Raw genomic sequence first — 2,871 nt, forward strand, 5'->3', positions numbered from 1 at the left:
ATACAAAAAGGAAAATGCAGAACAAGACGACTTTATATTCCCTGTAATCACAAATAAAGAGCTGTATTTAAAGAATGATGAATACCGTTATACTTTTATAGAAAGTGCCAATAAAGCAGCTAATTTTCAATTACAGCGCATAGCAAAGAAATTAGAAATTCCAGTAAAAGTAACATTTCACATAAGCCGCCATACCTTTGCAACCAATGCTTTAAACAATGGAATGAGAATTGAGCACGTATCAAAATTAATGGACCACCGAGATATAAGTACAACCCAAGTATATGCTAAAATCATTTCAGAAGAATTAGACAAAGCGGTCGACAACTACATCTACTAAAACAGAACGAGAGTAATTTCTTCAAAAAACTACTCTCGTTTTCTTTTTCGAAGGTAAATTTTATACTTTTTTACTCTCGAAAATCATTTCGAAGGTAATTTTTTAGTATTTTTACTCTCGAAATTAAGTGCAAGGAAAAATTTACCTTCGTTTTTTTAAAGATTTTTTATAATGATGAATTCAAACTACAACCCTGAAACACCTTACAATGACTTACCATTGTTACCTCCCAATTCTGATTTAGAATCTAAAAATATTTTAAAAAAATTAATTACATCAAGTAGAGCTTTATCGGAATTAAAAGGTGCGATTACGAATTTGCCAAATCCTACTTTGTTTATTGATACCATCAATTTACAAGAAGCACAAGCGAGTTCGGCAATCGAAAACATCATTACAACGCAAGATGAACTTTTCATGGCATCAATTGCAGAAAAAAAGTACGATAATCCTGCAACAAAAGAAGTCATGCATTATAAAGATGCATTGTGGTTTGGCTTTCAAGAAATAGAAAAACGACCAATACTGACAACAAATTTGTTTATTCAATTAATGCAAATCATTAAAGAAAACAAATCGAGTATCAGAAATACTCCTGGAACGCAATTAAAAAATCCAGTGACTGGGAAAGTAGTCTATACACCACCAGAAGGAGAAGAAGTAATTCGTCAGAAATTAAAAAATTTAGAAGATTTTATACATGCTGAAGATACGATTGATCCATTGGTAAAAATGGCAATCATTCATTATCAGTTTGAAGCGATACACCCGTTTTTTGATGGGAATGGAAGAACCGGTAGAATAATTCTATTATTATATTTAAAACTTTCAGGTTTACTCGATTTACCAGCTTTGTATTTGAGCAATTATATCATCACTTACAAAAATGAATATTATACCAATTTAAGAAAGGTAACCGAAGAAGGAAATTGGGAAGATTGGATTTTATACATGTTGGATATGGTAGAACAAACAGCATTAAAAGGAAGAAACCAAATTGCCTCAATAGAAACATTGATGAATAATATGGCAGCAGAAATGCAACAAAAATTGCCAAAAGTTTATTCTAAAGATTTAGTGGAAGCATTATTCCGACTACCATATACCAAAAGAACACAGTTAGAATCAGAAGGAATAGCATCTTTAAAAACAATTGGTAATTATTTAATAGCTTTAGAAGAAGCCGGATTCTTAAAGAGCGAAAATATCGGAAAGGAGAAAATATACATTAATTTTAGATTACTAGAATTATTGAAAAACACCTAACTTTTTTTCATCCCTAGCAAATACAAGCCCTCGCAATTTTGTTAAAAACTTGTACGAAAACCAACGCAAACAGGTACTGAATTTGTTCTAATTTTAGGCATCCCAAATAGTAAAAAACTTCCAAAATCATATTGAAATTTACTTGAAGTATACCTGAACTTCAAGCAACTATACCATTTCAAGTAGTGACATTGGAAAAAGTGTAACCAAATAACAAATAATGAACAAATTTAACACCAGCAAAAAACGTGAACTTGAAAGGGCAAAACATCAAAAAATCATTATTCTCAGAATGGAGAACCATCGACACAGCACAAAGTGCAGCTTCTATTTTTGACATTACTCACGATCAGGAACCCACACTGGAAAACTATTGTATTGCTTTACTCGAAAAAGTATTTACAATCCCACAATCCCAACTACCCGAATTCATTAACTACCAACTCCAACTTGCTCAAGACGGAAACACTTGGTTAAACAAGTTCGAAAAATTATTAGCGAACAATGAAGAACTATTCTTTAGCCAAAAGGCATTGAGTAGATTCAACAAATTGTACAACATAATCGAGAAAAAACGAACAGAGCTGCAATCTTCGAGCGTAAAAGAAACCAAACAAATTACTCCGAAAAGGTTAATCAATGCCGAATCGGAAGATCGTTATTTTTCGTTTTTTGAAATCAAACATCAGGTTGAAAAAATGGAATCGTTCAATGATCAAATCTTGTTTTTAAACGAAGAAATTTTCGAATACCGACAAGCCGACATCATTTCAATCAACAACAAGCTGCAAGCTTATGACCAGCAATGCGTACAATTCATCGAAAAATTACAAACGCTTCGCAAAATGCGTTCCGAAATTGAGAAGGAAAAAGAACTAGAACTGGAGAAAAAACTATTCACTAAAAAGCTAAAATTCAACGGAAATCTAAACCAATTAGTAGACATATTCTACCAACTAAGTCGCGAACTATTTGTTGATGGAAAATCTTTTATTGATGCTTCCAATGGCGAAATCGTTAATATGATCGTCAATAACTTCATCGATAAGGATAACAACGAAATAAGTCCCCAAACAGTCGAAACCATCCTCAAACCATCACGAGGCGATAAACGACCAAAGACTCACAAACGAATAGACCTCGATAACTTACTCTAAAAAATAATAGTCCCTTGGGACCCGATTGGGACTAAGGGACTTTTTTTTACTTCACAATTTTGCTCCATAAACTTTTAAAAACTACGAAAATGGAAGCAATTATTTTAA

General features: G+C 32.5%; 3 protein-coding genes. All 3 read left to right on the plus strand.

Annotated elements, in window-relative coordinates; translation table 11 throughout:
- Positions 1-340 (plus strand): tyrosine-type recombinase/integrase (locus tag ACE3PD_RS10460; RefSeq protein ID WP_374402212.1); only part of this gene is annotated, 340 nt, incomplete at its 5' end.
- A 171-nt stretch (positions 341-511) separates the two neighbouring features.
- Entirely contained in the window at positions 512-1,606 is a 1,095-nt protein-coding gene (locus tag ACE3PD_RS10465) for a Fic family protein (protein WP_374402216.1), read from the plus strand.
- A gap of 248 nt (positions 1,607-1,854) precedes the next feature.
- Positions 1,855-2,763, plus strand: a complete 909-nt coding sequence (locus ACE3PD_RS10470; RefSeq protein ID WP_374402218.1) for a hypothetical protein — start codon at positions 1,855-1,857, stop codon at positions 2,761-2,763.
- The last annotated feature ends 108 nt before the right edge of the window (positions 2,764-2,871 follow it).

This window comes from Flavobacterium sp. (assembly GCF_041911335.1).
Taxonomy (GTDB): domain Bacteria; phylum Bacteroidota; class Bacteroidia; order Flavobacteriales; family Flavobacteriaceae; genus Flavobacterium.

What these genes read in the sequence shown, in the direction of transcription:
- ACE3PD_RS10465 (WP_374402216.1), top strand. Translation starts at nt 512, where the DNA reads ATGATGAATTCAAACTACAACCCTGAAACACCTTACAATGACTTACCA.